Here is a 22,723-nt window from a genome sequence, read left to right as displayed (position 1 = left end):
CGCGATGACCGCGACAACCGTGGACTCCGCACCACGCCGAAGGTCGAGCGCCCTCGCGGTGCTGCAGCGGATCGGCCGCAGCCTCATGCTGCCGATCGCCGTCCTGCCCGCCGCCGCCCTCCTGCTGCGCTTCGGCCAGCCCGACATGCTCGGCGCCGACGGACTCGGCTGGGACCGCGTCGCCGAGATCGTCGGCGAGGCCGGCAACGCACTGTTCGCCGCCCTGCCCCTGCTGTTCGCCGTCGGCGTGGCGATCGGTTTCGCCAAGAAGTCCGACGGCTCCACCGCGCTCGCCGCCGTGGTCGGCTACCTGGTCTTCGACCGAGTCTCCAAGATCATGTTCTCGCACACCGAGGAGCTCAAGGGCAACGTCCTCATCACCAAGGTGGCGGACGGCGCGCAGGCGCAGGTCATCGACTGGGGCGCGAAGAACCCGACGGACGTCCTCGGCGGCATCCTGATGGGCGTCATCGCCGCGCTGCTGTACCAGCGCTACTACCGGATCAAGCTGCCGACCTGGCTGGCCTTCTTCGGCGGACGCCGGTTCGTGCCGATCATCACCGCCGTCGCCGGCCTCGCGCTCGGCATCGTGATCGGCTTCATCTGGCCCTACTTCGGCCAGTGGCTCACCGACTTCGGCGAGTGGATCACCGGGGCGGGCGCCGCCGGCGCCGGAATCTACGGCGTCATCAACCGCCTGCTGCTGCCCTTCGGCCTCCATCACATCCCGAACTCGCTCATCTGGTTCGTGTTCGGCGACTACAACACCTCGGACGGCGTCGTCCACGGCGAGATCAACCGCTACCTGGCCGGCGACCCCAACGCCGGCGGCTTCCTCGCCGGGTTCTTCCCCGTGCTCATGTTCGGCCTGCCCGGCGCCGCGCTCGCCATCTGGCACGCCGCGCCCAAGCACCGGCGCCCCGCGGTCGGCGGCATCATGATCTCCGCCGCGCTCACCGCGTTCGTCACCGGCGTCACCGAGCCGATCGAGTTCGCGTTCATGTTCGTCGCGCCCGTCCTGTACGGCGTGCACGTCGTCCTCACCGGCATCTCGATGGCCGTCCTGGAGGCGGCCGGCGCCAAGCTCGGCTTCGGCTTCTCCGCCGGGCTCATCGACCTGCTGCTGAACGCCCGCAAGGAGAACACCTCGGGGCTCGTGCTCATCCTCGGCATGGGCGTCCTGTACTTCTTCCTCTACTACTTCATCTTCAGATTCCTGATCACGAAGTTCGACTTCGCGACCCCGGGCCGGGAGCCCGAGGGCGAGGAGTCGACCGCCGCCGACCCGGCCGCCAGCCCGGAACTGGCCGGCGGCGAGAAGAAGAAGCGGGGACGCAAGGACACCGGCGAACCCCAGGAGGCACCCGCCGGCGGCTGACCCTCCCCGGGGCGCCGCGACTCCCCTCACCCTCGTCGCGGCGCTCCACGGGCCGGCGGCCCACCGGCCCGGCTCCCGAGGTCCCGGACTCCCCGCACCCCGTCCGGGACCCGCTCCCAAGAGGCGGCGGGACGCCCACCGGCGTCCCGCCGCCTCTCCTTTCGCCTCCGGCCGTGCGTTCCGCGTTACGGCGGAGGCCGGACATGGCCAGGACGTATTTTCCGGGGCTTCCGCGACTCCTGTCTTCAAACGAGCCAGGAGGTTCTCATGCGTCGACGTTCAGGCGAGTCCGCGGTCCGGATCGTCCGGTACCGTCCGCCGGCCACCGAGGGGGCGCTCGCGCTCCGGCCGGTGACGGTACCGGTGCGGGGGCCTGGGCTGCGCGTCGTACGGCCAGGGGACGGGATGGGGGCCGAGGTGCGGGCGGTCGCCGACGCGGCCGTGCGGCTCATTGTGGAGGTGCTGGCGGGGACGCGGCCGGTCCATCAGCTGTCGCTCGTCGCCGTCCCGGCGGTGTGCCGCGAAGTGGCCTCGCACGGGAGCACGGGGGTGCGCGGCAACCGGGTCGTTCCGCCGAAGGTGCTGTCCAGCAGGGTGCAGCGGCCCTCCCCGGCGGTGGCGGAGGCGGTCGCCGTGGTCGTCGTGGCCGGACGCGTCCACGCGCTGGCGCTGCGGCTCGCGCACACGCGCGGGCGGTGGCGCTGCACGGCCCTGGAGACGACCGCCCCCTGACACGGCGAAGCGGCCTCCCGGACGTCCGGGAGGCCGCTTCGCGCGGGCCCTACTTGTTCTTGTTGCGCGGGTCGCCGTGGCAGCGCTTGAACTTCTTGCCCGAGCCGCACGGGCACGGGTCGTTGCGGTTCACGCCCGCGTACTCGTCGTCGGTCTCCTCGCTGTGCAGCTCGACGCCGCCCTCACCGTCCACGGTGGGCGCCGAGTACTCCAGCTTCTTCGGACGGGACGGCTTCTCCAGCCCCTTCGCCTTGATGGCGGGGGCCTCGTCGGCCTCCTCCACGTCGTCGGCGGGGACGGTGTCCTCCTCCGCGCCGGCGGCGGGGGCGGACTTGGCGACCGAGACGGGCGCGGCGCCGACCGCCGGGGCCTCCGGCTGCTCCTCCACCTCGACCTCGAGGTTGAACAGGTAGCCGACCGACTCCTCCTTGATGCCGTCGAGCATCGCGTTGAACATGTCGTAGCCCTCGCGCTGGTACTCGACCAGCGGGTCGCGCTGCGCCATGGCCCGCAGGCCGATGCCCTCCTGGAGGTAGTCCATCTCGTAGAGGTGCTCGCGCCACTTGCGGTCGAGCACCGAGAGGATGACGCGGCGCTCCAGCTCGCGCATGACCTCCGCGCCGAGCTCCTCCTCGCGCTTGTCGTAGGCCGCCTGGGCGTCCTCGCGGATCTTCTCGGCGAGGGTCTCGGCGTCCAGGCCGGAGATGTCGCCGCCGACCTCCTCGACCAGCTCGTCCACCGTCAGCGAGACGGGGTAGAGCTGCTTGAACGCCTTCCACAGCTTGTCGAGGTCCCACTCCTCGGCGAAGCCCTCGCCGGTGGCGCCCGCGACGTAGCCCCCGACGACCTCGTCGATCATGCCGCGGATCTGCTCGTGCAGGTCCTGGCCCTCCAGCACCTTGCGGCGCTCGGCGTAGATGACCTTGCGCTGCCGGTTCAGGACCTCGTCGTACTTCAAGACGTTCTTGCGCATCTCGAAGTTCTGCTGCTCGACCTGGCTCTGCGCCGACTTGATCGCGTTACTGACGATCTTGGACTCGATCGGCACGTCGTCCGGGATGTTCAGCCGGGTCATGATCGACTCGACGCGGGCCGAGTTGAACAGCCGCATCAGGTCGTCCTCCAGCGACAGGTAGAACCGGGACTCGCCCGGGTCGCCCTGCCGGCCGGACCGTCCGCGCAGCTGGTTGTCGATGCGCCGCGACTCGTGCCGCTCCGTCGCGAGGACGTACAGGCCGCCGACCTCGACGACCTCCTCGTGCTCGCCCTTCACGGCCTCCTTGGCCTTCTCGAGGGCCTCCGGCCAGGCCGCCTCGTACTCCTCGGCGTTCTCCAGCGGGTTCAGGCCGCGCTGGTGCAGCTCCAGGTCGGCGCGGAAGTCGGGGTTGCCGCCGAGCATGATGTCGGTGCCGCGGCCCGCCATGTTCGTCGCGACGGTGACGCCGCCCTTGCGGCCCGCCTCCGCGACGATCGCCGACTCCTGCTCGTGGTGCTTGGCGTTCAGCACCTGGTGCGGGATGCCGCGCCGCTTGAGCATCTTGCTCAGCTTCTCGGACTTCTCCACCGACGTGGTACCGACCAGGACCGGCTGGCCCTTCTCGTGCCGCTCGGCGATGTCGTCGACGACGGCCTCGAACTTGGCCTGCTCGGTCTTGTAGACGACGTCCGCGACGTCATCGCGGATCATCGGCTTGTTCGTCGGGATCGGCACGACGCCGATCTTGTAGGTCTTGTTGAACTCCGCCGCCTCGGTCTCGGCGGTGCCGGTCATCCCGGACAGCTTGCCGTAGAGGCGGAAGTAGTTCTGCAGGGTGATCGTGGCGAGCGTCTGGTTCTCGTCCTTGATCGCCACGCCCTCTTTGGCCTCGATGGCCTGGTGCATGCCCTCGTTGTAGCGGCGGCCGTGCAGGATGCGGCCGGTGAACTCGTCGACGATCAGGACCTCGCCGTTCATGACGACGTAGTCCTTGTCGCGCTTGTACAGCTCCTTGGCCTTCAGCGCGTTGTTGAGGAAGCTCACCAGCGGCGTGTTCACCGAGTCGTACAGGTTGTCGATGCCGAGCCAGTCCTCGACCTTCTCGACGCCGGACTCGGTGATGCCGACCGTGCGCTTCTTCTCGTTCACCTCGTAGTCGCCGGGGCCGTACTCGTCGACCTGGCCGGCCGTGCTGACCAGCTCGGCGCGCTTCAGCCGCGGGACGATCTTGGCGAACTCCGAGTACCACTTGGAGTTCTGCTCGGCCGGACCGGAGATGATCAGCGGCGTCCGGGCCTCGTCGATGAGGATCGAGTCGACCTCGTCCACGATCGCGAAGTTGTGGCCGCGCTGGACGCACTCCTCCAGGCTCCACGCCATGTTGTCGCGCAGGTAGTCGAACCCGAACTCGTTGTTCGTCCCGTAGGTGATGTCGCAGTTGTAGGCCGCGCGGCGCTCGTCCGGGGTCATCTGCGGGAGGATGACGCCGACCTCGAGACCGAGGAACTGGTGGACGCGCCCCATCCACTCGGCGTCGCGCTTGGCCAGGTAGTCGTTCACCGTGACCACGTGGACGCCGTCGCCGGACAGCGCGTTCAGGTAGGCGGGGAGCACGCAGGTCAGGGTCTTGCCCTCACCCGTCTTCATCTCGGCGATGTTCCCGAGATGCAGCGCGGCGCCGCCCATCACCTGGACGTCGTAGTGGCGCTGGCCGAGGACGCGTTTCGCGGCCTCGCGCGCCGTGGCGAACGCCTCGGGCAGCAGCTCGTCCAGGGACTCGCCGTCGGCGATGCGCTCCCGGTACTTGTCGGTCAGCTCGCGCAACTCGGCGTCGCTCATCTCGAGGAAGTCCTCCTCGATCGAGTTGACCTGATCCGCGAGCTTCTTGAGCTTGCGCAGGGTTCTTCCCTCGCCCGCACGAAGGATCTTGTCGATGACTGGCGGCACTCTCGAAGGCTCCTTGCAGATCGTGGTTCACCGCTCAGGGCGGCACGCACACCACACGTACGATGCCATCGTAGGCGAGACCCAGAATGGTCTAGGTCACTCCACAGCGCAATCCACAGCGGCTTCCGTTTGATTTTCCGGGTCCCGGAGAGGATCTTTCACACCTCACGGGAGGGAGTCCAGATGTCTTCAGAGGGTTCACACGCCGGCCGCCCGAGCTCCTGGGTCGCCGTCGCCGTCATCTTCGTCGGCTTCGTCGTCGGCGGCGTCGCGCTCTGCCTCGGCCCCCTGTGGGTCATGGTGTGGGTCGGCGCCGGCATCATCGTCGCCGGCCTGCTGGTCAGCTGGATGGTGCACCTGTTCGCCGACGTCGTCGTGGACGCGCCCCGCGTGATCCCCGAGATCGTCGACTACTCCCTGTTCGGCGCCCGCTCGTCCAAGCGGCGCGGCGGCGACGCGGGCGAGGTCCTCGACCGGCCCATCTCCACCGACACCCAGGAATCCCCCCACGGCTGACCGTCCCCCGGGAAGTGGCCGCCCCTGCCGGGTCGGCCACTTCGCGTATACAGGCAAAAACAACCAGCCCCCAACCCTCATTCCGGGCCGTACCGTACTGCCCGGAATGAGGGTGGTGGTCAGGTTGGCGCAGCCGCGCTCAGGGCGGATTCGATGAGGGCCGCGGGAAGGGCGGTGCGCTCCACTCGGACGTCGTCGCAGCCGACCCAGGCGGCGGCGCGCCAGAGGGCGGTGGCGAGGGCCGCGGCCGAGGTCTCCGTGCGCGCCGCGGTGCGGATGGCCCGAGGTTCCAGCGACGCCTGGCGCGCGATGAGGGTGCGGCCTTCGCGGGCGGGGTCGACCCGTCCGATGAGGCGGCCCCCGGCGAGCAGCGGCATCGCGAAGTACCCGTGGACGCGCTTGCCCTTCGGGACGTACGCCTCCAGGCGGTGGTCGAAGCCGAAGACGCGGGACGCGCGGGCGCGGTCCCAGACGAGGGAGTCGAACGGCGAGAGCAGGGTGGTGGCGTGCCTGCCCCGGGGCGGCACCTCCAGCGCGGCGGGGTCGGCCCAGGCGCGCTGGGACCATCCGGCGACCCGCGCCGGGACCAGCCCGGTCGCCTCGATCACGCGGTCGACCTGGTCCTGCTTAATCCGGTAGTAGTCGGCGAGGTCGCCGCGGGTCGCCACGCCGAGCGCGCGTCCGGCGCGGGCCGTCAGCGCGGTCAGGCAGGCGTCGTCGTCCAGGTCCCGCGCGAGCAGCCCGGACGGGACGGCCCGCTCCGCCAGGTCGTAGACCCGGCGCCAGCCGACCCGCTCGACGCAGACGACCTCGCCGATGTCCAGCAGCCACTCGATGCCGATCTTGTGGTCGCTCCAGTCCCACCACTCGGCGCTCGCCTTGGCGCCGCCGAGCTCCTTGGTGGTGAGCGGGCCGTCGGCCTTCAGGCGCGCGCGGATCTGGTCGCAGACGCCCTCGGGCACCTTGTGCCAGCGCCAGCCGCGGCGCAGGTACGCGCGCCGCCGGAACGCGAACAGCGGCCAGTCGGCCATGGGGATCACGGACGCGGCGTGCGCCCAGTACTCGAACGCACCGCCGTTGGGGCCTCCGCGGGCTTGCCGGGAGCCGTCGCCCCAGTAGGCGGCCTCGATGTCGCCGCGCTTCACCGGGCCCAGGCGGGCGTAGGGCACCAGCTCGTGGGACCGCGCCAGGACCGAGATCGTGTCGAGCTGGACGGCGCCGAGCCGCTCCAGCATCGCGGGGACCCCGCCCCTCGGACGCGCCCCCAGGAACCCCTGCGCGCGCAACTGGAGCCGCCGCGCCTCGTCCGCGCCGAGCTCGACCTCGCCGAACGTACCTGCATCCACCACGCCCGCGATGCTACGACACGACACCGACAAAACCGGATTACCGGTCTCCCCCGCCCCGGGCGATCAGCGGACGGGACGGGGCCGGCGGCCGGTCAGGTGATCTCCAGGAGCTTCTCCCGGACGGCGTAGACGACGGCCTCCATCCGGGAGTGGAGCTGGAGCTTCTCCAGGATGTTGCGGACGTGGTTCTTCACCGTGTTCTCGGAGATGAACAGCTCGCGGGCGATCTCCCGGTTGCCGAGGCCGCGGGCGACGAGCCGCAGCACCTCCATCTCGCGCTCGGTGAGGCGCGGCGCGGGCACCTGCTGGGTGCGCTCCTCGCTGTGCTTGGCCAGCGCGGCGAACTCGGTGATGAGCTTGGACGCCATCGACGGGCTGATCAGCGACTGGCCGCCGTGCACGGCGCGGACGGCCTGCGGGACCTCGTCGATGGAGATCTCCTTGAGCAGGTAGCCGCTGGCCCCCGCCTTGATCGCCTCGAAGAGGTCCTCCTCCTCGTCGCTGATGGTCAGCATGACGATCTTCGCGCTGGGCGCGGCGTCCTTGATGGCGGTGCACGCCTCGATGCCGCTGCGGCGCGGCATCCGGATGTCCATCAGGACGACGTCGGGCAGCAGGTCGCCGGCCATCTCGACCGCCTCGTGGCCGTCGCCGCCCTCGCCGATGACCTCGATGTCCTCCTCGCCTTGGAGGACCATCTCCAGGCCCCTGCGGAACAGCGCGTGGTCGTCGACGATGAGCACGCGGATGGGATCGGCCGCGTCGGCCGACCGCGCCGCGTCGCGGCCGGCGGAGGAGGCGTCGGCGCCGGCCTGACGGGGCACCGCCGCGGCGTCGCGAGTCTCGGGATTCTCGCTCACCAGAGTCGCGGCGTGGAGGAGACGCCGCTTCCCCCCTTCACTGTTCAGCGATCTGGAATTACCGGAGGGTTGTCGCCCATCGGGTCGTCCTCGGGAACTTACGGGGTCCGGGGACGAACCCTGGGGATTTCGAGCCGGGGTGTCTCCCGTTCGACCGCCGCGCGCCCCGGGAAGTTCCCGGGACGCGCCGCGTCCGTGGATCGGCTGATGCGCCTATTCAGATCATGACATGGTTCCGGCGGTGACGTGGCGCGTCCGCCGCATCACCGAGATGGAGGGGCTCACTCTTCGACAAGCCTGATGACTCCGTAGTCCCAGCCTCTTCTCCGGTATACGACCGAGGGGTGCCCGGTGGCCTTGTCGCGGTACAGGAAGAAGTCGTGGCCGACGAGCTCCATCTCGAAGAGGGCCTGCTCGATGCCCATCGGCTCGGCCTGGTGGAATTTCTCGCGGACGATGAGGGGGCCGTCGCCGTCCATGGGGATCGGCACGAGGCTCTCGTCCTGGGCGACGGCTTCGGTCTCCACCTCCGCCTGCTTCGCAGGGGTCCGCGCCGGTTCGGGGACGGTTTCGGGCAGCGTCTCGGGGAGCGTCTCCATCGTCGCGAGCTTGGCGCGGCCCTTGCCGTGGCTCTTGCCCTGGTTCTTGAGGCCGTGGTCCTTGCGCCGTTCGGAGTCGCGCCGGAGCCGGGACTCCAGCTTGTCGAGCGCGAGGTCGAGGGCGCCGTAGCGGTCGTCGGCGGCGGCCTCGGCCCGGATCACCGGGCCGCGGGAGCGGATCGTCAGCTCCACCCGTTCGCGCTGGTCGGCCTGCCGTGGGTTTCGTTCCTCGGACACCTCCACATCCACGCGGATGACCTTCTGGTCAAGCCGTTCGATCTTCGCCAGTTTGCTGTCGACGTGCCGGCGGAACCTGTCGTTGACCTCGGTGTGCCGGCCCCTCACGGTGATGTCCACGCGGGACCCCCCTTCTCCCGGTTGAGCTTGTCGCCCGGCCGGGACCCCTGACAGTCCCGGACGGGCACCACAGGACGGTGGGTCGCACCCGCCCGGCCGACCTGGTCTTCGTCCCCACATCCGCCTGCTGAGGGGCTCGCGGCGCTCTCGCCACTACTGCCCTTCTCCCGGTTCGGGGGATGTCGGATCCCCCGATGGGGCAGGACTTACCTCTAAGGCGCACCGTGATCGGTCGACGAGAAGTCGCCTTACGTGGGCCGTTTCGCCTGCGCCTGGCATCGGCTAGCCGGATCGTCTGCCGTGCTCCTGACGAGCACTGCGATCCGACGCAACCACGGACCCGGGCGGGTGCCATGTCAGGAACGCTAACCCCTTACGCGACGAATGTCAGGAGGGTGGACGGAGGAAAAACTCACGGACCGTCATCGCCGACTGCCGCAGCGGCTCTTCCGGCCGTCCCCAGGAGCCCCATCACCAGCCGTGAACCCCTGCGCGCCCGGCGTTCCCGATGCTCGCCCTTCGCCCAGGTCAGCTATGCCGACCCTCAGGTCAGTGTCAAAAATCTCTCCCCCCTTCATGACGCGGTGTGACTTGAACCACCCCGGACACCCCACCAAGCCGGGACAAGCCGGACACTTCCCGGCTACTCCATGTAGCTAACCGCCTCTCGTTCGAAGAAAAGTGAAGAATGTCACCATTGCCCAACTTCCCCACCCGGGTGGGACGGGCGGGGCGGCGGGTCACCGGGGGTGGCGGCGCGGGGTGGCGGCGATGGCGGCCGTCGCGGTCACGTCCGCGCCGGCCGCGCGGAGGGCCCGTGCCGCCTCGGCCAGGGAGGCGCCCGTCGTGACGACGTCGTCGACGAGCACGACCCGGCGCCCGGCGACGCAGGCCCGCGCCTCGACGGCGCCGCGCACGTTCGCCGCGCGCTGCACGGCCGTCAGCCCTGCCTGGTCGGCGACTCGCCCGCGCTGCCGCAGGACGTCCGCCATGGTCACCGGCACGCCGTCCGCGCGCAGCCGCCGCACCGCGACCTCGGCCACGCCCCGCGTGGGGTCGTACCCGCGCCGCCGAACGGCTCTCCGCCCCGAGGGAACCCACACCATCACCGGAGGCGCCCGGACGTCCGCACCGGCGGCCGGGGGCAGGGCGGCTCGCACGGCCGTCGCCAGGGCTTCGCCCAAGGGCGCGGCGAGGGCCGTCCGGCCGCGTTCCTTGTAGGCCGCCAGGATCGCGCGGAGGGGCCCTTCGTAGGCGGCGACCGTCCATGGAGGAGGGAGACCGGCCGGCGCGGGCCTGGCGGGCCGCGCAGGCGCGCGCAGGGGCCTCGCGCAGGCGTCGCAGAGCAGCACGGGCTCCTGCCCGCACCCCGCGCACCGCGCGGGCAGAAGCAGGTCGATCACATCGTCGAGAAGCCCCATGCCTCCGACGATGCCGCCCCGCGCCGCCGCCGGTCCCGCACTCCCGCGACTGTGGACGACCCCGGGTCAGCGGGGGTAGTCGGGGTCCTTAGCGGGGGTCGGGCAGATCCAGGGGCTGTAGGAGTTGGTGGGGGTGCGCTGGCGGCAGATCTGGTCCTTGCCGGACGAGCGGGTGCCGATGAGGATCGGGGCGCCGGGCGCGGCGGCGATCGTGCGGGGCTCGCCGAGGGAGCCGACGCCCAGGGACGTGATGGCGCTGCCGCTGATCGGCATCAGGAACGGGAGGGTCTGCGAGTCGCGCTTGGCGCGGCCGAGGACGGCGAAGGTGTTGTAGTCGCGCCAGGCGAGGTCGACGGCGTCCTGGAGCTCGGAGCTCACCGGCAGGAAGGAGCCGACGTCGAGGGAGCCGTCGGGGTCGTGGGCGATGCGGCCGAGCTGCACCTGGGGGCGGCCGTCGATGCGGGCGATGACGGCGGCGCGGACGCCGTCGCGGGCGACGCGGAAGGCGAGCACCTCGCGGCCGCCGAGGCCCCAGTGGGCGGCGCGGACGGCGCCCTTGCCGGGGCGGCGCACCCACAGCCACGACTCGTCCTTCTTGCTCTCCACGATCCACAGGGTGCCGTCGCGGCTCCAGGACGGGGCCGTGAAGCGGGCGCCCTCGTGCGCGGTGAGCAGGACGCGGGGGGCGGGCGAACCGGTGACGGGCGCGGCGACGAGGACCTGGGTGCCGTCGGCGCTGAGGCCGGCGAACTCCTGGTAGCCGGGGGAGACGGCGGGACGCGAGAGGCGCCCGGCGGGGCCGGTGACGACGGGCTGGGCGCGGTCGCCCTCCAAGGTGCCGAGGAAGCCGGACGGGCCGACGACGTAGGCGTTCTGGTGGGCGCCATCGTGCGGCGACTGGCCGTCGGGCGAGTTCTCCTCCCACCCGTTCATGGGCTGGGTGGCGTCCATGCCGTCGGGGGCGACGGTCTCCCCGTCGATCCGCAGCCGCCACTGCTTGATCTCCGACAGCTGCCGCATCGTCCAGCTGAGCTGGGCCGACATCCGCTCGATGTCGCCGCCGCGCGCCTCCTTGGTCAGGTCGACGGTCGCGATCTCCTTGTCGACCTGGACGGTGCGGCGCAGCCGGGTGCCCTTGGGGAAGGCGCTGTCGACGGCGCCGGCGAGCCAGGACGTCGGCCCGGTGAGCAGGGCCTGGACGAGCTGGGTCGGCAGCGACTGCCGGTTCGCGACCGGGAGGAAGATCCCGTTGGGGACGAGGGTGTGCCGGTCGGGCGCGAAGAAGAACAGGTTGACGGTGCGCATGGCGCGCTCGACGTCGTCCTTGGTGAGCAGGAGGCCGGACTTCTCGTCGCCGGGCAGGCCGGTGATGCGCCAGACGCCCTGCGGGGTCTTGGCGAGCTGGAAGGCGGCGTCGAGGCTCTTCGGGGACGCCGTGTACTGCCCGTCGGCGGTGATCGTGCCGAGTTCCTCCCCGGTGATCCGGACGGTGGCCTGGTTCCCGGACGCCTTGATCACGTGCGGGTCGGTGACGCGGCTCGCGAGGACGGTCACGAAGGGCCGCAGCCCGGGGTTCCAGGACGTCTGGCCGCTCAGGTACATCTTGGCGACCTTGTGGCCGTCGTCGAAGCTGGCGGACGCGGCGAGGAACCCGGAGACGATCTCGGCGGGCCCCCAGTCGGGCCGCGGTTTGACGGGGATGAGCCGGACGTAGGGGTCGTCGACGCGTTCGGCGCGTTCGGCGGGCCTGCCGCTGATGACCTGCCCGCCGCTCGGCACGCTCGCGCAGCCGGCGCCGCCGAGGACGAGCACGGCGAGCGTCAGCAGGCCGGCGACCCGGTGGGCGCAGGGGCTCATTCGCCTGCCTCCAGCTCCGCGAAGAGCAGGCGGGCGTCGCCGGCCCCGGGCGGGACGAGCGGAAGCGGCGAGCCGCGCAGTTCGGCGCCGGCGACGCGGGGCAGCGACAGCCGGAACTGGGAGCCCGCGCCGGGTTCGCCCCACGCCTGCAGCCAGCCGCCGTGGAGCTGCGCGTCCTCGCGGGAGATCGACAGGCCGAGCCCGGTGCCGCCGGTGGTGCGGGCGCGGGCGGGGTCGGCGCGCCAGAAGCGGTCGAAGACCATCTGCCCCTCCCCGGGTTTGAGGCCGACGCCGTGGTCGCGGACGGCGACGGCGACGGCGTCGCGGTCGGCGGCGACGGAGATGACGATGTCCTCGCCCTCGCCGTGCTCGACGGCGTTCACGAGGAGGTTGCGCAGGATGCGCTCGACGCGCCTGCGGTCGACCTCGGCCATGCACGGTTCGCCGGGAAGCTGCAGGACGACCTTGCTCCCCTTCCGCTCGGCGAGCCCCTGGATGTCGCCGACGACACGCAGGACGAGGTCGCGCATGTCGAGGGACTCGGCGTCCAGCGTCGCGGCGCCCGCGTCGTGCCGGCTGATCTCCAGCAGGTCGGCGAGCAGCGACTCGAACCGCTCCAACTGGCTCTGCAGCAGTTCGGCGGACCGTCCGACGGCGGGGTCGTCGAAGGTGTCCCGGTACTCGTAGAGCATGTCCGCGGCGATCCTGATGGTGGTCAGGGGCGTGCGCAGCTCGTGCGAGACGTCGGAGACGAACTGCCGCTGCACCTGGGACAGGTCCTCCAGTTCGCCGATCTTCTCCTGGAGGTTGGCGGCCATGTCGTTGAAGGAGCGGGCGAGGCGGGCCAGGTCGTCCTCACCGCGGACCCTCATGCGCTCTTCGAGGCGCCCCGCGGCGAGTCTCTGCGCGCCTTGGGCGGCGAGCCGCACCGGTATGACGACCTGCCGCGTGACGAGCGAGGCGATGGCGGCCAGGAGCAGCACCAGGACGATGCCCACCCCGGCCAGCGAGCGGCTCACGTTCGTGAGCGTCTGCTGCTCCTGCGTCAGCGGGAACAGGTAGTACAGCTCGAACTGCCCGGTCCGGCCGCCGACGATGAGGCCGCGTTCGTCGGGCCTGCCCCCGAGGTAGGAGAGCCTGCCGTAGGTGTAGGCGGGCGATCCGGCGGGGGCGCTCTTCAGTTCCTCGCGGAGCCGCTTCGGGACGCTCTCGGGCCGCAGCTCGTTGGTCGTGTACCCGTCGAAGTACTGCTCGTTGGTGTCGCGGATGTAGACCTCGTAGAGCCCGGACGGGCCGCTGCGCGACTTGAGGCGGTCGATGGTGGAGTTGAGCCTGCTGCCGTCCCCGGCGGAGTTGCCGAGGTCGCGCTGGACCTGGGCCAGGCCGTCGTCCAGCTGGAGGCGGGCCGCCTTGACCTTGCCGTCCATGAGCGCGGACGACACCTGCTGCATCAGGAACGCGCCGAGGATCGCCACGACGATCGCCGAGATGAACAGCGTGGACGTGACGACGCGGACCTGGATGGAGCGGCGCCAGCGCAGGTAGGCGGAGCCGACGGCGCCGGCGAGGAAGCGCCGCGCCGTCCCCAGGCCGCGCCGCACGAAGCGCGTGGCCCTCCTCATGTCCGCGTTCACGGGGGGTCCGCGGGAATCAGGCCGGCCCGGCCTTGTAACCGACCCCGCGCACGGTGACGACGATCTCGGGGCGCTCCGGGTCCTTCTCGATCTTGGCGCGAAGCCGCTGGACGTGCACGTTGACGAGCCGGGTGTCGGCGGCGTGGCGGTAGCCCCACACCTGCTCCAGCAGCACCTCGCGGGTGAACACCTGGCGGGGCTTGCGGGCGAGGGCGACGAGCAGGTCGAACTCCAGCGGCGTGAGCGGGATGTGCCGGTCGCCGCGCTTCACCGAGTGCCCGGCGACGTCGATGGCGATGTCGCCGATCTGCAGGGTCTCGGGCGCGGGCTCGTCGGTGCGGCGCAGCCGGGCGCGGACGCGCGCGACGAGCTCCTTGGGCTTGAACGGCTTGACGATGTAGTCGTCGGCGCCCGACTCCAGGCCGAGGACGACGTCCACGGTGTCGCTCTTGGCCGTCAGCATGACGATCGGCACCCCGGACTCGGCGCGGATCTGCCGGCAGACGTCGATGCCGTCGGCCCCCGGCAGCATCAGGTCGAGCAGCACGAGGTCGGGCCGGGTCTCCCGGAACGCCTCCAGCGCCTTGTCGCCGTCGTGCACGAACGAGGGTTCGAAGCCCTCGCCCCGCAGCACGATGCCGAGCATCTCGGCGAGCGCGAGATCGTCGTCGACGACCAGTACACGTCCTCTCATGGCCCTCATCGTCACAAAGTCGGGGTTCGGTGGAGTGGGGCGCGATGCTCCGGCGCCACCTTGCCAGGGAGAGATATACCTTGGCGTGCAAGGTTACCCGCGTTTGCGTCGTACATGGCTCCCCCGCATCCGGTGGGCGGCTCCGGAATTGTAGAGGTGACTCCTGAAACCGGCACAAGGTTGACATGCCGCCCGTGACAGGATGACCTGACCCGCTCAGACATCGCAGGGAAATCGCAGGGAGCCGAGAATGCCGGGACCGGACGGCTGGGACGACGACGCCGGCGCCGCCGATGCAGTGCGGGGCGTCCCGTTCCGTCCCCTGTCCATCTCGGAGATGCTGGACGGCGCGATCGCCGGGATCCGGCGCCGGCCCCGCACCACGCTGGGCCTCGCGGTGGCCATCAGCACGGTGATCCAGGTGACCAGCTCGGTCGCCGCGTACTTCTTCATCGGCCGCGACGCCCGCGACGAGGTCACCCCGGACGTCCTGCTGGAGTCGCTCGGCGCGCAGGTCACCCTGACGGTGCTGGGCCTGGTCCTGTCGGCGTACGGGATCCTGCTGATGTCGGGCCTGGTGGCGCCGATCCTGGGCCGCGAGCTGGTGGGGCTGCCGATGGCGCCCCGGCAGGCGTGGCGGGACGCCCGGCCGAGGCTCGGGCGGCTGGCCGCCACCGCGGCGGCCGTCATGGGGATCTCGCTGGGCGCGCTCGTGCTGCCGATCGTGCCGTTCTTCGCGCTGATCGCCGTGGACGCGCATCCGGCGCTCGGCGCGGTCGCGGCGATCATCGGGTTCCCGCTCGGCATCGGTCTGATGGTGTGGCTCTACATCCTGTTCGTCCAGGCGGTCCCCGCGGTGGTCCTGGAGCGGCAGACCGTCACGGGCGCGCTGCGCCGGGCCGTCACGCTGTCCAAGGGCCGGTGGTTCCGGACGTGCGGGACGCTCCTGCTCGCCCTGCTCGTGACCGTGTTCATGGGCTTCTTCGCGCTCCGCATCCCGTTCCTGATCATCCAGCTGGTCTTCTTCGGCGACGCGTCCGGCAGCGGCGCGACGATGGGGGCGCTCGCGGTCGACACGGCCGGCCGGATCGTGAGCTGGTCGGTGGTGCTGCCGTTCGACGCGGGCGTGATCGCCCTGCTCTACATGGACCGGCGGATGCGCCGCGAGGGCTTCGACCTCGACCTGCGCATCCGGGGACGCTCCGCCGCCGCGGTCGCCGGCGCCGAGCGCACCGGCCCCCCCGATCGTGACGACGGATTCGTCGACCTGTGGCGGACCGATCCGGCGCCGGCCCATCCCTGGACGGGAGCGAACCCGTGATCCTCGACCCGATCGGCCGCGACGAGGCCCGCGAGATGGCCCGCCGCGAGCTGGAGAAGCAGGTCTACCAGCGCGACAAGCCGTCCTGGCTGGAGCGCTGGTGGGACGAGTTCACCGAGTGGCTGCGCCAGCTGTCCAGCCAGGCGCCGAACCCGGACTCGCAGGGCAGCGGCGGCGGCTGGACGTCCATCGCGATCATCGTCGTGATCGCGCTCGTCGCCGTCGGCCTGGTGGTGTGGCTGATGTGGGGCCGCCGCAACCCGCGCTCCCGCAAGGACCCGCTGCTGGACGAGGAGCCGTCGACCGCGCTCGACCACCGGGACGCGGCGGAGCGGCACGCGGCCGCCGGGATGTGGGCCGAGGCGATCCGCGAGCGGCTCCGCGCCATCGCCCGCGACCTGGAGGAGCGGGCGGTGCTGGCGGCGCGGCCGGGGCGGACGGCGGACGAGCTGGCGGCGGAGGCGGGCGAGGCCGTGCCGGAGCTGGCCGGCGAGCTGGCGGCGGGCGTGCGGATCTTCGACGACGTCTGGTACGGCGACCGTCCGGGGACGGTCGAGGGGTACGCGGTGATGAAGGCGCTGGACGAGCGGCTGCGGGCGACGAAGCCGAAGCCGCTGGAGGCCGACGACCTCAGCCTGGCCGGGGCCGGCGAGGAAGGGGGCCCGCGGTGGTGACCCGGGCCCCGGCGGCGGGAGGACCGGCGGCGAGCGGGCCGGCGGAGCCGTCCGCGCGGCAGGTCGCGGGCCGCCGCTGGCGGTCGGCGCGCGGCGTGGTCGCGGCGCTCCTCGCGATGCTCGTGATCGCCGTGGTCCTGGCGGCGCTGCGCCCGTCGACGTCGGCGGAGACCCTCGACCCGGACTCCCCGAAGCAGGACGGCGCGAAGGCGCTCACGGAGATCCTGCGGCAGCACGGCACCGGCGTGACCGTCACGCGGACCATGGAGGACGCCCTCATCGCGGCCGACCCGCGCGGCACCCTGGTGGTGACGCGCACCGAGCGGCTCACCGACGACGACCTGCGGATGCTGAGCGGCGTGCAGGTGGACCTGCTGCTGATCCGGCCGACGGCGTACGCGCTGGACGACCTCGTCCCGCAGGTGCGCAGGGCCGGCCCGAGCTTCGAGGAGACCGCCGTGCCGGGCTGCGCCCTGCCGGTCGCGTCCCTCGCGGGGAAGGTCGCGTTCCACGAGTCGGAGACCTACGAGATCACCGGTCCCGGGACGGCCTGCTACAAGACCCGGTACGGCGGCGCGCGGGTCGTCCAGGTGCAGACGGGGTCCGGCACGGTGACCGTGCTGGGGGCCACCGCCCCGCTGACCAACGGGCGGCTCACCGAGGAGGGCAACGCCGCGCTCGCGATGAACCTGGCCGGCGGCGGCACCTCGACGGTGTGGCTCGACCCGGGCCTGCCGGAGCCGGGCGAGGCGGCCGGGCAGCAGTCGCTCGGCGACCTGCTGCCGTTCGGCGTCAAGCTGTTCTTCCTCGAACTGCTGGTCGCGGTGCTGCTGGTGGCGCTGTGGCGGGCCCGCCGCCTCGGCCCCGTCGTGGCGGAGGCGCTGCCCGTCGTCGTCCGGTCCGCCGAGGCGGTCGAGGGACGCGCCCGCCTCTACCGGGCCGGGCACGCCCGCGACCGCGCCTCGGACGCGCTGCGCTCCGGCGCCCGCGAACGGATCGTCCCGCTCCTCGGGCTGCCCCGCGGCGGCGCGCAGGACCCCTCCGCCGCGCAGGAGATCGTCACGGCGGTCGCCCGCCGCACGCCCTACGACGAGACGTACGTCTGGGCGGCCCTGTTCGGCCCCGAACCCTTGGACGACGCCGGGCTCATCGCCCTCTCGGACGTCCTCGACGACCTGGAAAGGCAGGTACGCCAGTCTTGAACACCCCTGTAGAGCTCGGGAAGGACGATGTGCCCGAAGGCGGCACGGGGGCCGGGGCGCCGTCGGAGGAGGCCCGGCGGCAGGCCGAGACGGCCCGCGCGGCGCTGACGGCGCTGCGCGGCGAGGTCGCCAAGACGGTCGTCGGCCAGGACTCCGTGGTGACGGGTCTCGTGATCGCGCTGCTGTGCCGCGGCCACGTGCTGCTGGAGGGCGTCCCCGGCACGGCGAAGACGCTGCTCATCAAGACGCTGTCGCGGGCCCTCGACCTCGATTTCAAGCGCGTCCAGTTCACCCCGGACCTGATGCCCGGCGACGTGACCGGGTCGCTGGTGTACGACAACCGGACGGCCGAGTTCGAGTTCCGCGAGGGTCCCGTCTTCACCAACCTCCTGCTGGCGGACGAGATCAACCGGACGCCCCCGAAGACGCAGGCATCCCTCCTGGAGGCCATGGAGGAGCGCCAGGTCTCGGTGGAGGGCTCCGCGCGCGCTCTGCCCGACCCGTTCGTGGTGTGCGCGACGCAGAACCCGATCGAGTACGAGGGCACCTATCCCCTGCCCGAGGCCCAGCTCGACCGGTTCCTCGTCAAGCTGACCGTCCCCGTCCCCACGCGGGACGAGGAGATCTCGATGCTCCAGCGGCACGCGTCCGGTTTCGACCCGCGCGACCTTTCGGAGGTGAAGGCGGTCGCGGGCGCGGGCGAGCTGGCCGCGGGCCAGGCCGCCGTCCGGACCGTCCACCTCGACCCCAAGGTCGCCGCCTACGTCGTGGACCTGTGCCGGGCGACCCGGCAGTCCCCGTCGCTGCAGCTCGGCGTCTCGCCGCGCGGCGCGACGGCGCTGCTGGCGACGTCCCGCGCGTGGGCGTGGCTGTCGGGCCGCGACTACGTGACGCCGGACGACGTGAAGGCGCTGGCCAGGCCGACGCTGCGGCACCGCGTCCAGCTGCGTCCCGAGGCGGAGCTGGAGGGCGCGACCGCCGACGGCGTGCTGGAGGGCATCCTCGCCCACGTCCCCGCCCCGCGCTGATGGCGCTGACCGGGCGCCTGGGGCTGCTGGCCCTGCTCGGCGCGCTCGTCCCGCTGTTCGCGCCGCACTGGTGGGCGCTGCTCGCGGTGTGGGGCGTCCTGCTGCTCGGCGTCGTCGCCGACCTGCTCCTCGCCGGGAACGTGCGGGCGCTGCGCTTCCACCGCGCGGGCGACACCAACGTGCGGCTCGGCGAGACCGCACGGGTGTCGCTGATCGTGGAGAACCAGGGCCGGCGGCGCCTCAAGGCCCGGCTGCGGGACGTGTGGCCGCCGAGCGCGGGCGCCGCGCCCCGCACGGTCAGGGTGGACGTGCCCGCCGGTGAGCGCCGCCGCGTCGAGATGACGCTGACGCCGACGCGGCGCGGCGACCGGAAGGCCGTCACCGTCGTCGTCCGCTCGGTCGGGCCGCTCGGGCTGGCGGCGCGGCAGCTGTCGCGCGCCGCGCCCTGGACGGTGCGCGCCCTGCCGGCGTTCCCGTCCCGCCGCCACCTGCCGGCGAAGCTGGCGCGGCTGCGGGAGCTGACGGGCGCGCACGTGGCGCTGATCCGCGGGCAGGGCACCGAGTTCGACTCGCTGCGCGAGTATGTGGACGGCGACGACGTCCGGTCCATCGACTGGCGGGCCACCGCGCGGCGCAACGACGTCGTCGTCCGGACGTGGCGGCCCGAACGCGACCGGCGCATCTACCTGGTGCTCGACACCGGCCGCACGTCCGCCGGCCGGGTCGGCGACATACCCCGGCTGGACTGCTCGATGGACGCGGCGCTGCTGCTGGGCGCGCTCGCGTCCCGCGCCGGCGACCGCGTCGACCTGCTCGCCTACGACCGGCGGGTCCGCGTCCGGGTGGAGGGCGCGTCCCGGACGGACCTGCTGCCCGCGATGGTGCACGCCATGGCGCCGCTGGAGCCGGAGCTGCTCGAATGCGACGCCGCCGGGATGGTGTCGACGCTGATGGCGCGCGTCCGGCAGCGGTGCCTGGTGGTGCTGCTCACCGAGCTGAACACGGCCGCGCTGGAGGAGGGGCTGCTGCCGCTGCTGCCGCAGCTCACCTCCCGCCACCTGGTGATGATCGCGGCGGTGTCGGATCCGCGCGTCGGCGAGATGGCGGCCGGGCGCGGCGACCTCGCGTCCGTGTACGACGCCGCCGCCGCCGAGCGCGCCCGCGCCGAGCGCCGCCGCCTCACCGCGGAGCTGCGCGGCCACGGCGTCGAGGTCGTGGACGCCCCGCCCGACGAGATCGCCCCCGCCCTTGCCGACGCCTACCTGGCCCTGAAGGCGGCGGGCAGGCTCTGATCGGATCCCAAAGAAGGTTGCGGCGCTCTTCGGGACGCCGTTGACCTGCGGCGTGTTGTTGTTATCCGCGTCGCCATACCAACAACACGCCGCAGATCAACACGAGTGGCGCCCCGCACCACACGCGATGATCGTCAGCCTGTCGCTTGCCTCTTCATCGGGGGTTCCCATCTGGTTGAACCTGACTTCGGCGGGCGGGTCCGGAGGAAGAGGCGTGCCGCGCATGGCCAGAACGAGCCGCGCGTGCCGGACCCGCGCCAGTGCCCGGCGGCGCTCCGAGTCGGGCGGCACGTCCGAGGAGAGCCACGGGCCGTACACGCGCAGGACGGCGCGCTGGTAGAGCGAATCGGCGGCGATCTGCTCTGGCGAGCTCACGGGACGGTCCACTCCGCGAAGACGGTCTTGCCACCCTCCCGGTCATCGCGCACCGCGCCCCACCGCGTGACGAGCTCCCCGACGATCACCAGCCCCCGGCCGCCCACCGCGTCCGGGCCGGGGCGGCACACCACCGGAAGCCTGCCATCGCCGTCCCAGACCTCCACCACGCAGACGCGACCGTCCGAACGAGCGTCCACCCGGACCTCGTCCGTCACCGCGTGCCGGATCGCGTTGTGATCAACTCCGAGGCCACGACCCGCACCAGATACTCGTCCACCGGCCAGCCGGCCGCGATCGCGGCGACGTGATCCCGCGCCATTTTGATCTTCTCGATATCCGGTTTGAACGCGATCATCTGATACTCCGCTCCCGGGGCGGCATCCCCGGCGCCTCGGCTCGACATCTGTGCCGTACGCCACACAGAATGAGCCGCCGCGAGATATCTTTTCTACGTTCGCGAACCTCAGTAACCCCCGGAGGTTTCCGTGTCACTGCGTAACGAACTAGACCCGGACCGTTCAATCTGGCACTTCATAGCCCTTGAAGCGCTGCGGCTCCGCAAATTGTCCGGTTTGACCGGCCAAGCGCTCGCCAATCAAATTGGGTGCCATCGTTCTTATGTTTCCCGGGTAGAGAACGCGTCCATCCATCTGTCGGTCAGGTACGCGGAGCGGCTGGACGAGATCTGGAAGCCCGTGATCCCGTTCGCGCGGCTCGTGCGCTGGGCCGAAGCGTCCGATGACGGCGACTGGTTCACCGGACTGACGTGGCACGAGGCACGGGCGACACGTCACCGCATGTGGGAGGCGCTCCTGGTCCCGGGCCTGTTCCAGACGGAGGACTACGCGCGGGCCGCACTCTCTTCAGGGATGGTGGACGACGTGGAAAGGGCTGTGAAGACGAGACTCGCTCGGCAGGAAGCCGTGTTCGGGCAGCCCGACCCGCCGCATCTGACCGTCATCTTGAGTTGGGCCGTGCTCGCTCAGCCCGTGGGAAGCACCAACGTGATGCGCGAGCAGATCAATCACCTGCTCACGGCTGCGGACCTACCCAACGTCAACATGCGTGTTCTCGAGCGAGCTTCGGGGGCCCATGTCGGGCTGGACGGCTCATTCCGCATCATGACGGTGGAAGATAGGGATGTCGCATTCGCGGACGCTCCGGAACGCGGACGCCTCGTCACCGACCCAGGAGACGTCCAGCGGTACGCAGTAAGGTACGACCGCATCAGCGACACAGCGGAAGGAATCGGCTCAACCCGGGCCGCCCTCGAAAGAGCTTTGGAGACCTACCGATGATCGTTTGGCGCAAGGCGAAGCGTAGCAACACGTCCGGCGGTGACTGCGTGGAGGTTGCGCGACGTCCGGGGAACATCGGAGTACGGGACAGCAAGGACCCGCACGGGCCGATGTTCGCGCTCTCACAGGCGACCTTCCGGAAGCTCGTGCGCGACGTCAAAGCCGGGGGCCTGGACGCGCCGTCCAACACCTCAGGATGCCTTTGAGTGACAGGTCAGCCGGCGACGGGGGCGAGGTCGGGGCGGAGGTCGGCGTCGCCGGTCTCGCCCTGCCGGGTGGCGCGGCGGCCGAGGACGATCACGTAGGTGAGGAACGCGATCTCGGCGACGACGCCGATGCCGATGCGCAGCCAGGTGACGTGCACCCAGCCGGTCACGAAGCCCTCGATCAGGCCGGACACGAGCAGCGCGCCGATGAGGCCGATGGCGATGCTGACGGCGGCGCGGCCCTCCTCGGCGAGGGCCTGGCCGCGGCGGCGCGGCCCGGGGTCGACGACCGTCCAGCCGAGCTTCAGGCCGCCCGCGACGGCCAGGTACACGGCGGTCAGCTCCAGCAGGCCGTGCGGGAGGATCAGCCCGAAGAACACGTCGCCCTTGCCGTTGGCGAACATCAGGCCGCCGATCAGCCCGAGGTTGACCTGGTTCGCCACCAGGACGAACAGGGTCGGGATGCCGAGCATGATGCCGAAGATCAGCGCGACGGCGGACACCCACGCGTTGTTCACCCAGACCTGGAACGCGAACGACGCCGCCGAATGCTCGGTGTAGTAGTTCGCGAAGTCGTGGTCGACCAGTTCGCGGATCTCGTCGGGCGTCGCGATGCTCGCCTGCACCTCCGGGCTGTGCACGACCCAGATCGCCAGGGCGAGGGCGAGCAGGTTGCCGAGGACGGCGTTGCCGAGCCACCACCACTTCACCCGGTACGCGGCCGCCGGGAACGACACCGTCGCGAAGCGGGTGACGTCCCGCCAGAGCGGCGCCTGGGCGCCGGCGACCCGGGCCCTGCCGCGCGCCACGAGCGACGACAGCCGGCCGACGAGCTGCGGGTCGGGCGAGCTGGACCGGACGGCGGACAGGTGCGTGGCCGTCCGCTGGTACAGCTCGACCAGTTCGTCCACTTCGGTCCCGGTCAGCCGGCGCCTGCGGTTGATGAGATGCTCCAGGCGCAACCACTCGGCGTTGTGCGCGGCCACGTAGGCGTCGACGTCCAC

The 22,723-nt window shown here is 71.6% G+C and carries 22 protein-coding genes; 10 read left to right on the top strand and 12 right to left on the bottom strand.

What is annotated here, in order from left to right; genetic code table 11:
* The first annotated feature begins 4 nt into the window (after positions 1-4).
* Positions 5-1,378, top strand: coding sequence for a PTS transporter subunit EIIC (locus SM611_RS12610; RefSeq protein ID WP_371949677.1), 1,374 nt, complete (start codon positions 5-7; stop codon positions 1,376-1,378).
* Positions 1,379-1,645: 267 nt separating this feature from the next.
* Positions 1,646-2,110, top strand: coding sequence for an Rv3235 family protein (locus SM611_RS12605; RefSeq protein ID WP_371949676.1), 465 nt, complete (start codon positions 1,646-1,648; stop codon positions 2,108-2,110).
* A gap of 49 nt (positions 2,111-2,159) precedes the next feature.
* Here SM611_RS12605 and secA read toward each other — a convergent pair whose 3' ends face one another.
* Positions 2,160-5,033 carry a preprotein translocase subunit SecA gene (secA, locus tag SM611_RS12600; RefSeq protein WP_371949675.1) on the bottom strand — a complete coding sequence of 958 codons (2,874 nt, stop codon included), beginning with the start codon at positions 5,031-5,033 and terminating at the stop codon, positions 2,160-2,162.
* A 183-nt stretch (positions 5,034-5,216) separates the two neighbouring features.
* Here secA and SM611_RS12595 point away from each other — a divergent pair, with 183 nt between their 5' ends.
* On the top strand, positions 5,217-5,549 hold the full coding sequence (locus SM611_RS12595) for an HGxxPAAW family protein (protein ID WP_371949674.1): 333 nt from the start codon (positions 5,217-5,219) through the stop codon (positions 5,547-5,549).
* Positions 5,550-5,668: 119 nt separating this feature from the next.
* Here the strand turns inward: SM611_RS12595 and SM611_RS12590 are convergent, their stop codons facing one another.
* The 7 genes from SM611_RS12590 to mtrA form a co-directional block, all read right to left on the bottom strand.
* Positions 5,669-6,898 (bottom strand): winged helix-turn-helix domain-containing protein, encoded by a 1,230-nt coding sequence (locus SM611_RS12590; RefSeq protein ID WP_371949673.1) that lies wholly within the window; start codon positions 6,896-6,898, stop codon positions 5,669-5,671.
* Between the two features lie 92 nt (positions 6,899-6,990).
* Positions 6,991-7,758 carry a response regulator gene (locus SM611_RS12585; protein ID WP_443112132.1) on the bottom strand — a complete coding sequence of 256 codons (768 nt, stop codon included), beginning with the start codon at positions 7,756-7,758 and terminating at the stop codon, positions 6,991-6,993.
* A 281-nt stretch (positions 7,759-8,039) separates the two neighbouring features.
* Positions 8,040-8,714, bottom strand: coding sequence for a ribosome hibernation-promoting factor, HPF/YfiA family (hpf, locus tag SM611_RS12580; protein WP_371949672.1), 675 nt, complete (start codon positions 8,712-8,714; stop codon positions 8,040-8,042).
* 740 nt (positions 8,715-9,454) lie between these two features.
* Positions 9,455-10,135: a ComF family protein gene (locus SM611_RS12575; RefSeq protein ID WP_371949671.1), complete on the bottom strand. Its 681-nt coding sequence runs from the start codon at positions 10,133-10,135 to the stop codon at positions 9,455-9,457.
* A gap of 66 nt (positions 10,136-10,201) precedes the next feature.
* Positions 10,202-11,992 (bottom strand): LpqB family beta-propeller domain-containing protein, encoded by a 1,791-nt coding sequence (locus tag SM611_RS12570; protein ID WP_371949670.1) that lies wholly within the window; start codon positions 11,990-11,992, stop codon positions 10,202-10,204.
* Positions 11,989-13,614: an MtrAB system histidine kinase MtrB gene (mtrB, locus tag SM611_RS12565; protein WP_371949669.1), complete on the bottom strand. Its 1,626-nt coding sequence runs from the start codon at positions 13,612-13,614 to the stop codon at positions 11,989-11,991. Before mtrB ends, SM611_RS12570 begins: the two co-directional genes overlap by 4 nt.
* 28 nt (positions 13,615-13,642) lie before the next feature.
* A complete protein-coding gene (gene mtrA, locus SM611_RS12560; protein ID WP_138636641.1) occupies positions 13,643-14,320 on the bottom strand; it encodes an MtrAB system response regulator MtrA in 678 nt (225 codons plus the stop codon).
* A gap of 250 nt (positions 14,321-14,570) precedes the next feature.
* Here mtrA and SM611_RS12555 point away from each other — a divergent pair, with 250 nt between their 5' ends.
* Genes SM611_RS12555 through SM611_RS12535 form a run of 5 tightly spaced genes read left to right on the top strand, consistent with a single transcriptional unit; the run spans position 14,571 to position 19,837 of the window.
* Positions 14,571-15,641, top strand: coding sequence for a hypothetical protein (locus tag SM611_RS12555; protein WP_371949668.1), 1,071 nt, complete (start codon positions 14,571-14,573; stop codon positions 15,639-15,641).
* Positions 15,638-16,315, top strand: coding sequence for a DUF4129 domain-containing protein (locus tag SM611_RS12550; protein WP_371949667.1), 678 nt, complete (start codon positions 15,638-15,640; stop codon positions 16,313-16,315). Before SM611_RS12555 ends, SM611_RS12550 begins: the two co-directional genes overlap by 4 nt.
* Positions 16,309-17,517, top strand: a complete 1,209-nt coding sequence (locus tag SM611_RS12545) for a DUF4350 domain-containing protein (RefSeq protein ID WP_371949666.1) — start codon at positions 16,309-16,311, stop codon at positions 17,515-17,517. The genes SM611_RS12550 and SM611_RS12545 overlap by 7 nt, the downstream gene beginning before the upstream one ends.
* 29 nt (positions 17,518-17,546) lie before the next feature.
* On the top strand, positions 17,547-18,545 hold the full coding sequence (locus SM611_RS12540; protein ID WP_371950036.1) for an AAA family ATPase: 999 nt from the start codon (positions 17,547-17,549) through the stop codon (positions 18,543-18,545).
* On the top strand, positions 18,545-19,837 hold the full coding sequence (locus tag SM611_RS12535) for a DUF58 domain-containing protein (protein ID WP_371949665.1): 1,293 nt from the start codon (positions 18,545-18,547) through the stop codon (positions 19,835-19,837). The genes SM611_RS12540 and SM611_RS12535 overlap by 1 nt, the downstream gene beginning before the upstream one ends.
* Before the next feature lie 96 nt (positions 19,838-19,933).
* Here SM611_RS12535 and SM611_RS12530 read toward each other — a convergent pair whose 3' ends face one another.
* From SM611_RS12530 to SM611_RS12520, 3 genes are read right to left on the bottom strand one after another with little or no spacing between them, the layout of a single operon-like run.
* The gene (locus SM611_RS12530; RefSeq protein ID WP_371949664.1) at positions 19,934-20,212 is read right to left on the bottom strand and encodes a hypothetical protein; all 279 of its coding nucleotides are present in this window, start codon (positions 20,210-20,212) and stop codon (positions 19,934-19,936) included.
* Positions 20,209-20,412 (bottom strand): ATP-binding protein, encoded by a 204-nt coding sequence (locus tag SM611_RS12525; RefSeq protein WP_371949663.1) that lies wholly within the window; start codon positions 20,410-20,412, stop codon positions 20,209-20,211. Before SM611_RS12525 ends, SM611_RS12530 begins: the two co-directional genes overlap by 4 nt.
* Before the next feature lie 14 nt (positions 20,413-20,426).
* Positions 20,427-20,570 (bottom strand): hypothetical protein, encoded by a 144-nt coding sequence (locus SM611_RS12520; protein WP_371949662.1) that lies wholly within the window; start codon positions 20,568-20,570, stop codon positions 20,427-20,429.
* A gap of 130 nt (positions 20,571-20,700) precedes the next feature.
* Between SM611_RS12520 and SM611_RS12515 the strand changes: the two genes are divergently transcribed.
* Positions 20,701-21,513 (top strand): helix-turn-helix domain-containing protein, encoded by an 813-nt coding sequence (locus tag SM611_RS12515; RefSeq protein WP_371949661.1) that lies wholly within the window; start codon positions 20,701-20,703, stop codon positions 21,511-21,513.
* Positions 21,510-21,719 carry a DUF397 domain-containing protein gene (locus tag SM611_RS12510; protein ID WP_371949660.1) on the top strand — a complete coding sequence of 70 codons (210 nt, stop codon included), beginning with the start codon at positions 21,510-21,512 and terminating at the stop codon, positions 21,717-21,719. Before SM611_RS12515 ends, SM611_RS12510 begins: the two co-directional genes overlap by 4 nt.
* A gap of 8 nt (positions 21,720-21,727) precedes the next feature.
* Here SM611_RS12510 and SM611_RS12505 read toward each other — a convergent pair whose 3' ends face one another.
* A complete protein-coding gene (locus SM611_RS12505; protein ID WP_371949659.1) occupies positions 21,728-22,723 on the bottom strand; it encodes a stage II sporulation protein M in 996 nt (331 codons plus the stop codon).

Source organism: Actinomadura monticuli, assembly GCF_041463655.1.
In the GTDB taxonomy this organism is placed as follows: Bacteria; Actinomycetota; Actinomycetes; order Streptosporangiales; family Streptosporangiaceae; genus Spirillospora; species Spirillospora monticuli.
Note: the sequence above shows the minus strand (reverse complement) of the source record. Positions and strands in the feature narration are given on the sequence as shown.

What these genes read in the sequence shown, in the direction of transcription:
- SM611_RS12510 (WP_371949660.1), top strand. Translation starts at nt 21,510, where the DNA reads ATGATCGTTTGGCGCAAGGCGAAGCGTAGCAACACGTCCGGCGGTGAC.
- SM611_RS12610 (WP_371949677.1), top strand. Translation starts at nt 5, where the DNA reads ATGACCGCGACAACCGTGGACTCCGCACCACGCCGAAGGTCGAGCGCC.
- SM611_RS12595 (WP_371949674.1), top strand. Translation starts at nt 5,217, where the DNA reads ATGTCTTCAGAGGGTTCACACGCCGGCCGCCCGAGCTCCTGGGTCGCC.
- SM611_RS12555 (WP_371949668.1), top strand. Translation starts at nt 14,571, where the DNA reads ATGCCGGGACCGGACGGCTGGGACGACGACGCCGGCGCCGCCGATGCA.
- SM611_RS12575 (WP_371949671.1), bottom strand. Translation starts at nt 10,135, where the DNA reads ATGGGGCTTCTCGACGATGTGATCGACCTGCTTCTGCCCGCGCGGTGC.
- SM611_RS12535 (WP_371949665.1), top strand. Translation starts at nt 18,545, where the DNA reads ATGGCGCTGACCGGGCGCCTGGGGCTGCTGGCCCTGCTCGGCGCGCTC.
- mtrB (WP_371949669.1), bottom strand. Translation starts at nt 13,614, where the DNA reads ATGAGGAGGGCCACGCGCTTCGTGCGGCGCGGCCTGGGGACGGCGCGG.
- SM611_RS12605 (WP_371949676.1), top strand. Translation starts at nt 1,646, where the DNA reads ATGCGTCGACGTTCAGGCGAGTCCGCGGTCCGGATCGTCCGGTACCGT.
- SM611_RS12570 (WP_371949670.1), bottom strand. Translation starts at nt 11,992, where the DNA reads ATGAGCCCCTGCGCCCACCGGGTCGCCGGCCTGCTGACGCTCGCCGTG.
- mtrA (WP_138636641.1), bottom strand. Translation starts at nt 14,320, where the DNA reads ATGAGAGGACGTGTACTGGTCGTCGACGACGATCTCGCGCTCGCCGAG.
- SM611_RS12520 (WP_371949662.1), bottom strand. Translation starts at nt 20,570, where the DNA reads ATGATCGCGTTCAAACCGGATATCGAGAAGATCAAAATGGCGCGGGAT.